Source organism: Saccharomonospora cyanea NA-134 (genome assembly GCF_000244975.1).
Classification (GTDB): domain Bacteria; phylum Actinomycetota; class Actinomycetes; order Mycobacteriales; family Pseudonocardiaceae; genus Saccharomonospora; species Saccharomonospora cyanea.
In genome coordinates this window covers 604,185-612,001 of record NZ_CM001440.1, presented here as the reverse complement: position 1 = coordinate 612,001, position 7,817 = coordinate 604,185, and the positions used below count along the sequence as shown (strand labels likewise).

General features: G+C 67.6%; 7 protein-coding genes. 2 read left to right on the top strand and 5 right to left on the bottom strand.

Annotated elements, in window-relative coordinates; translation table 11 throughout:
- Window positions 1–68: 68 nt before the first annotated feature.
- The gene (locus SACCYDRAFT_RS03065) at window positions 69–269 is read right to left on the bottom strand and encodes a MerR family transcriptional regulator (protein WP_043536101.1); all 201 of its coding nucleotides are present in this window, start codon (window positions 267–269) and stop codon (window positions 69–71) included.
- Between the two features lie 166 nt (window positions 270–435).
- Here SACCYDRAFT_RS03065 and SACCYDRAFT_RS03060 point away from each other — a divergent pair, with 166 nt between their 5' ends.
- Both SACCYDRAFT_RS03060 and SACCYDRAFT_RS03055 read left to right on the top strand, forming a co-directional pair.
- Complete coding sequence (locus SACCYDRAFT_RS03060) at window positions 436–969, top strand: hypothetical protein (RefSeq protein ID WP_005453482.1); 534 nt, start codon at window positions 436–438, stop codon at window positions 967–969.
- Between the two features lie 44 nt (window positions 970–1,013).
- The gene (locus tag SACCYDRAFT_RS03055; protein ID WP_005453480.1) at window positions 1,014–1,445 is read left to right on the top strand and encodes a hypothetical protein; all 432 of its coding nucleotides are present in this window, start codon (window positions 1,014–1,016) and stop codon (window positions 1,443–1,445) included.
- 18 nt (window positions 1,446–1,463) lie between these two features.
- Here the strand turns inward: SACCYDRAFT_RS03055 and SACCYDRAFT_RS25650 are convergent, their stop codons facing one another.
- The 4 genes from SACCYDRAFT_RS25650 to pglW form a co-directional block, all read right to left on the bottom strand.
- Entirely contained in the window at window positions 1,464–2,063 is a 600-nt protein-coding gene (locus SACCYDRAFT_RS25650; RefSeq protein WP_232283884.1) for a DUF3558 family protein, read from the bottom strand.
- Between the two features lie 65 nt (window positions 2,064–2,128).
- Window positions 2,129–2,653, bottom strand: a complete 525-nt coding sequence (locus SACCYDRAFT_RS25645) for a DUF3558 family protein (RefSeq protein WP_083844725.1) — start codon at window positions 2,651–2,653, stop codon at window positions 2,129–2,131.
- 51 nt (window positions 2,654–2,704) lie between these two features.
- Window positions 2,705–3,157, bottom strand: coding sequence for a hypothetical protein (locus tag SACCYDRAFT_RS03050; protein WP_005453478.1), 453 nt, complete (start codon window positions 3,155–3,157; stop codon window positions 2,705–2,707).
- 128 nt (window positions 3,158–3,285) lie between these two features.
- The gene (gene pglW / locus SACCYDRAFT_RS03045; RefSeq protein WP_005453477.1) at window positions 3,286–7,635 is read right to left on the bottom strand and encodes a BREX system serine/threonine kinase PglW; all 4,350 of its coding nucleotides are present in this window, start codon (window positions 7,633–7,635) and stop codon (window positions 3,286–3,288) included.
- Window positions 7,636–7,817 lie beyond the last annotated feature (182 nt).

Here is a 7,817-nt window from a genome sequence, read left to right as displayed (position 1 = left end):
AAGAAAGATCGCGGTCACGGAGCGTGTTGTTACTGATGCCTGGTGAGACGCCCCGGCGGAGCTGAACCCTACGGGCGCTCGTCACGTTGCCGCTTGCGTAATTCCTCAAGCTGCCGCAGCAGATCGTCGAGATCCCATCGCGCTTGGCCACCCGCCGTGACGAACTCGGGTTCGACCATGCCGCGCTGCCACCAACGCGTGAGCGTGCCGCGAGCGACACCGAGATGTTTCGCGGCCTCACCCGTTGAAAGAAGCTTCTGCCTGGTCACAGATGACACGTAACCGCACAGACGCGCCCCATGCCGCTACTTAGATACGCTCGCGACCGATGCGACAGTTATGACAGATGATACAGTTAGGCCACTTGGCCGCTCGGTAAGGCCGAATGGAGCAATGCGGGAGCGGCTGCGGCCCACGTTCTGAGGGGAGTCGGTGATGATCGAACGTGATCGGGAACTGCTGGTGCGGCTGGGCCGGTTCAACCGCTATCTGGGCGCGGTGGTGGTGGAGTTGCTGCAGCGCCAGGACGGTGGGGAGCTGCCCGCCGAAGGGTTGTGCGCGCTGGCCGACCGGCTCTCCGCTCTCGCGGCGGAGCTGCACGCGCGGGCGGCCGAGATCGACGGTGTGGTGGTGGCGACGTGCTGCCGCGAACCGGCGGTGTTGCCCGCGCGCCAGTGGGAGGCCCTGGAAGAGGTGCTCGCGGAGATGTGCGAGCGCACGAGCGGCGCGCTGGAGGATCTGCACGACCGGGGGCGAGGCATCCTCGAAACGTGCCGCCCCGCAGGCCACCCCGCCCTCACTCTGCCTGAGGGCGACTCGCTGCGACGGCGCATCCAGCAGACCATCGGCGCGCTCGCCCACCTGGCCGACGTCGCCCCCGACGACGCGCGCGCCGTGCGGGCCACCGGCGAGGCCGTGGCCGACCTGGCCCGCCACATGCTGGCGCACTCCCCAAACCCCGTGCCATGACCGGAACCGCGCGCTATCCCTGGCCTCTGCGAGAAGGACCGACGATGACCACCGCAACCTACGTCCCGCCGACCCGAGAGCAGGTCGAGACCATCAGGCGGGTCCTGATCCACGAACGCGACATCGAACGAGCGGCCATCCTCCTAGCGGCGGCCACCTGCCCCGACGTCAAGGTCCCCCGCCTCCACGCGGCCGAGACCTCGACGATCCGCGCCCAACGACCCCCAGCCCACCACGACCTGTCGGCCGCACTACTGCGCATCACCAGAGCCATCGACACCGAAACCGAAGGGCTCTACCACCACCAAGACGCCGGACACCCCGACGCCACCCCAGCCCTACGAGCCATCGCCTTCCGCCTACTCGAACTCGGCTTCACCATCGCCGAACACGCAGGCCTGCACACCCACGACATCGAAACCGCAGTAGCACGGGCGTACGACCTGCCGGGCTACGACGAGGCAACGGCCGGATAGCCGCGACGACCGCTCACCTCACGGAAGCTCAGGCAACCGAGGCTCCACCATGCCCGCGATCACCTCGGCGAGCCCGCATGAATCACCATCTCCGTCTTCCCCCAAGACCGTCACATCAATCCGGGAGGAATCACTTATCTTCACAGCCAACATACAATCACCGCTCACCGGGTCTTCGGTTTTCACCGCTGGCCGCTGATTCACCTCAGTCGGATCAACTCCGCCGCCAATGTCCCTCACCGCGTCAATGCCCTGAGAATCTCGCACACCGACAGAGAAACCAAAGCCATTCCCACCGGATTCAAAACCCTCCTGCCACACGCAGTACCGAGAACCACCTCCTTCCTGGTACTCCGTCTCGAATTCCCCAACTTCGGCCAAGTCCTCCGCCGATATCAGGCCACACGGATCGATCGACAAGCTGGCTGGGCGCGCAAAGGAAGAAGACGAGGCAAAGGGGCCACTCACCCCGGTGCGCCCGAAGGTGATTTCGACTCCGCAAAACCCGCCTCCTGGCGCGAACACCCTGAAGAACCCAGCATTACCAAGGCAGCGATCGCAGCGCCAAAATGCTTTACACCCACGTCTTCTTCCCCGAAGAACCGGAAATATCCCCATGTCTCGCTTACTCACCCAACCGGCTCGAAGAATGCAGCACCGAGACGCTTCAAACCCACCACAGATTACGGAACAGCAGGCAAGCGAGGTTCAACAAAGTAAGCGACCTCTTCACCGAACTGGCATGGATCATCGTCGCGATCCGGAGGAGTGGTGATCGTGATATCGATACGGGAATTGTCGTCGATCTTCATCGCAACAGTACAGGAACCACTATTGGGATTCGCGGCCACAGCCGCCGGACGACCATTGACTTCACCGGTCACCACCCCGCCGCCAACATCATTGACCGCCTCAATACTTTGACTGTCCCGAACGTTCAAGGAGAACCCGGCAGCATCCTGACCCCCTTCAGCACTCCTTTGCCAGAAACATGACCGGGCGCCACCAAGGTTTTCTTTCTTTGACTCGAACTTGCCATAACCGGCTAGATCCTCAGAAGAAAGAACTTCACACGGGTCGATCGACATGCTGATCGCCTCAGCCGACGAGGGGGCTGATGTGGAGCTGTAACCAGGCGAGACGTTTGCCGAATCCTGTGGCTCTGCTATACCCTTCTCATCCGATGCACAACTCGACACAAAACCCATCAAGGCTATAGCAAAGGCAACTTTCAATCCGTTGGACCTTTTAGTCACGTCTCATCCATCCAAACCGCGAAATGAGTTCTGCGCCGATTCTTCTTGCTCTTGATATTGGTTCGATGCCCTAAGCAGCGCTTCCCGACTCCTTTCCAGGACTATCTGGAGCGAGTTCAGGGCAGCACGACCGGACCGTTCGTCGTTTGCCGCCTCATGCATACGCTGAGCGACAAGCTTGCCATAAGCATGGTCACCAAGTGGAGGAGCTTGGTCAAAAACGTCTAACCCGATCATCATTGTGGTTATCCTGTCGATGAAGTCTTCCAGGACTTTGATGATCGGGTCGGCGGCTTCCGGTGTGACCTTGAAGCCGCCGGACTTCGCCGAGGCGACCATTTGGTCCGCCGAGCGGGTCACCTCCGCCATCGCCTCGGTGCCCATCGACTTGTCCATAGCCGACATCACCTTGGACAGCGCGCCCCCTGCGACGAACTTGCCAGCGCCATCGCTCATGTCTCTGAGCTCAGCCACAACTACCCCCAAAAGCCGACGTCGCGGAACCGTTCGGCTTCGGAGTGTATCGACAGGCCCACCCTCCCGGAGCGCGATTGAGCCAAGCACCACCCCAGGCGACAGCGGCCTCAACTCGCCCGGTCAGCCGCCCGAGGACCGTGCAGGAACTCCCGGTCCAGCACCACCCGCTCCGCCTCCGTCAACGCCTCCACCCGGAGGCCGTCGAGCTGCGGCGCCTCCCGCTTCGACTCGCCCGGGCACAGCACCCACAGCCCGTGCGGCCACGCCCGCGCCGACCGGGCCGCCTGCTGCAGGCCCGTCAGGAACTCGCGCCCACCCAGGTCGGCGTAGCGGCCCACCAGGCCCGCGTGGTGCAGCAACAACACCGTGCGCTCGCCGTCGGACGACGCCTCCAGGCGGTCCCGCAGCCGCTCCCACGCCTGCTGCACGTAACGGCGGAAACCCGGCTTCGGCCGGGCCGTCCGCCCGAACCGCTCATCCAGCTTCCGCACCAGCTCCCAGTCCTGGCCGTGTTCGGCGACCAACTCCCGGAACGCCGCCAGGAACTCGCCGTCCACGTGCACCGCCCGCACCGCATACCGCGCCGCCAGCGACTCGGCCGCCCCCGGCAGGTTCGCGCCCCACAACGTCAACGCCACGAACCCGCCGTACTCCACCGCCCTGGTGAGCTTGTCGTGCAGCACGTCCTGCGGGTCCAGACCACCGGACCAGCGGGGGCCGGGACCGCCACGCGTCAGACTCGACGACGCCGCCAACCGGGAGAACTCCGGCGCCGGAGGCCGGAACCGCTGCGCCTCGATGTCCCACTCCAGCGGGGTGCCCGCCTCGCGCAGCGCCTCCTCCAGCCGCACATACGTGATGTTCTCGTCCACCGCCACGGACGGGAACCGCGCCCGCACCTTCGCCAGCAGATCCGCGAGCGTGATCCCCGCATCCCGCCGCACCCCCACGGCCGCCTGCGACATACGCAGCGCCCGCACCAGATCCAGCTCCCTCGGATACAGCTCCGAACGCGCCGACGCCGCCGCGTGCCGCGACATCACCGCCGCCAGCTCCACCAGCCGGGTGTCCGCCTGCGACGGCAACCCCTCCGGGGCCGGCACCGCCCGCAACTCCCGCACCACCACACCACGACCCGGCAGCGGGTCCAGCTCCACCAGCTCGTCGGCCCGCGCCCCCAGCGCGACGGCGTAGTCGGCCAGCTCCGGAGCACTCGGCGCGTCCGTGCCCGGCAACGACTCCAGCGCGATCAACACGTGCTCGCCGCGCCGCAACGCCGAGAACCGTGGACCGTCCTCGTCCTCGCTCTGCTGCCGCTCCCACGCCTCGGTGTCCACCGCCGCGCGCACCACCGCCAACGCCTGAGCAAGCGCGTGTTCCCGGGTGTCCCGCTCCGCGACGCCGTACCGGGCCCGAACCGTGGCAGCCAGCTCGTGCGCCGGCATCACGCGGCCCGCCTCGGCGACCAGCTCCACCAGCTCGTCGCGCACCGCCGACAACCGCGGTTCGGCCGCCCACGCCTTCACCGCCGCGCGGTAGTGCTGCGACACCGGGCCCTGCGTGATACCCAGCCGCCGAGCCACCTCGGTCTGCGTCGGCCACGGCGGAGGCGGCTGTTCGCCCTCCCCCGCCGGCAACCCGAGCGTCAACCGCACGACATCCGCCTTACGCGAACCCCGCCTGCCCCTCGGAGGCAACAACACGGCGACCAGTTCGTCCACAGTGGAGCGGCCGGATGGCGAGTCCGGCTCCGGGCGGTCGGGCTCGGAGGGCTGCAACAACGCCCGCGTCCACTGCTTGTGACGGCGGTTCAGCTCGTTGCGCACCACCTTCCCCGCGCCCCGCGCCCGGCTGATCTCGTACGGGCGCACCTGCTCCAGCAGCTCCCGCACCGTCGTCACCCCGAACGACTGCGCCAACGACGCCGCACGCGGACTCAACCCGGACACGTCGAGCTGCGTGTCCAGGGTGGCCCGCTCGGCATGCGCGTCGCGGGTGGCCTCCAGCGTCTCGCCCTCGACACCCACCGTGTCGGGCGTGGTGAGCGGCTGGGCGGTGTCCGCCGCGGTGAACACCTCCCGCCAGGCGTCCTCCATCTGCCGCACCGTGTCGAACCGGCGGTTGACGTCCCGGTGCAGCGCGCGCCGGAAGAACGCCGTCAACCCATCGCGCAACGCCGGTTCGAACAGCTCCGCCGCCAGCACCGGAGTCTCGTCGGTGGTGGTGCGGGGATCGCTCACCCCGTCGCCCCACACCGGCCGCTGCCCGGACGCCATCTCGTGCAGTGTCACCGCCGCCGCGTAACGCTCGGCGTGATCGTCGTAGGCGGGGCGGCGGTTCGTGCCGAGGAACGGATCCAGATACCCGCGGGTACCCGCCGTGACGTCGCGCTCCGAGACGTCGGCCAGCGAGAAGTCGAACAACATCAACTGTGTCGAGCGGTCGGCCCTGCGGTAGATGCCGAAGTTGTCCGGCTTCAGATCCCGGTGCCGCACACCCTTACCCGCGAGCTGGTCCAACGCGATGAACAGGTCGCGGCCGTAACGCTCCAGGTTGTGGTAGCTGAGCCTGCCCTCGGCGCGCAGATGCTCGCCGAGCGTGTAGCCCTGCGGGTCCTGCCCGCCCGCGTACTCCAGATCGAGCACGGTGCGGCCACCCACCTCGCGGGGGCCGTCGAGCAATTGCACCACCACGCCGCCGCCCGCCAGCGCCAAGGCCCGGGCCTCGGCGTGCAGGTGCTGCGCCTTGTCGTCGTCGAGCGCCACCTTCAACACCCGGCGCTCGGGCTGCTCGTCGTCGGTGTCCACCCTCCGCACCAGCAACGCCCGCGCCGTGGCACCGGTGCCGAGCACCCGCTCGACCCGCCACCGCTCGTCCACCATCTGGCCCGCCGACACCGTGAGCGGATCCACCACGGGCACGGACGACTCGGGCAGCGACTCCCACTCCGCCGCGTCCAACCGCTTCAGGAAGGCGTCCGCCGACTCCAGTCGCTGCGACAGCTCCGTGCGGGTCGCGTCGAAAACCAGCGCGTCGAGGGCGTCGGAGATGCCGTCCGACACGGCGTACGGGTGCAGGCCGTGGCTGTCGGCCAGCCACTCGATCAGGCCGCTGCGCTGCGTGGCGGGTGGCTGCCCCGTCAGGATCAGAAACGACACCGCGCCCAGACCGAACACGTCGAGATCCACCGGGTCGGCGTGCGGGGCGAACTCCGGCGCCAGATACACCTCCGCCGAGCCCGCCAGGTGCTCACCCGTCAACGAGGTCTTGCCCACCGTCGACAGCGACGTCGTGTCGAAGTCACGGGCGGCGGCCTGCCAGTCGGTGATCCGCAACACCGGGTCGGACCCGTCGTCCTTCGCCGACACCCACACCGAACGCGCCGACAGGGCACGGTGGTAGAGCGAGCGGTGGTGCGCGTACTGCACCGCCTCGGCGAGCTGGCGCACCAGGTCGAGCCGCGTGTCGATACTCAGCCGCTCGCCGTGCACGTCGAGGTAGGAGTCCAGCCGCAGGTCCGACGAGCTGTGGCGGAAGAGGATCGCGGGACCGCTCTGATGCTCCCGGATCTGCACGGCCTGCGCGATGCCGCGGTGGGTGATGCCCTGCAACACCTGGTACTCGCGCCGCGCGGCCCGCTCCACCGACTGCCGCCGCTCTTCGGCGGCCTGCTGCTCGGTGAGGTAGATGCGGACCCGGCCTTCCTCACGCACGAGGCCCGTGCGGAACGCGAGGCGGTCCTCCCACGTCGGGCCCGCGTCCAGCACCTCACCGGAGAGCTCCCAGTCGTCGCCGAACCGCAGATGCGCCGTCGACGCCCGGATGCCGATCTTCTCCAGCAGCTTCGGCAGCACGTGGCGGGAGAACTCCGGGCTGATCCGCTGGTGCTCCCGCTGCGGCGGGCGCGACAGCAGGTCACGCCAGATCCAGTCCAGACCGTCGACCTGCCCGTCACGGCCGTAGACGCGGGTGCGCTGCACCTCGTCGAGCTCCGAGGTCAGCCCCGGTGCGGACAGGAAGATCGCGGGTTCGATGCGCGGAATCCGGCCGGTGTAGTGGTTCTGCTTGGCCGCCCACTCCAGGCGCTGCTTGAGCTCCTTGCACTTCAGGTCGGTGAGATGCAGCGGGTTGCGCAGCGTGCGCGGGCGCCTCGCACCCTCGTCGTAGAAAATCCAGGTGTCTCCGTTGTTCACCACGCGCCCGGTGTGGCCCTTGAGCTCCACCAGGTAGAGCCCACCGGGAACCGCGATCAGCAGGTCACACTCGTTGACCCGGCCGGAGGCCGCGGTGAACGAGAAAGTGGCCCACGCGCGATACGGCTCCGCCTGCGGCATCAACCTACGGATGTGGTCCAGGCCGTCCTGCTCCCACGGATACGGAGACGTCCGCTCCTGGAACCACCGCTGCTTCGGAGGCGGCGGAGCTGGCTTCGGTGTCGGCCTCCGGCCGTCGGACATCCCGCCACCCTCCTTTGACCTGGATCACAGCGACGGCTCGTGATCCTACCGTCGTTACCAGGTCGTGGGTGATCCGTAGCCGTCGATCTCTGTCGTCCCTTTCCACCCTTTCGTAACGTTGCCACCGACCCCGGCGACACACCTGTGCTCGGCTGAGACCGTGCCGAGCACGCGCCGCCTTC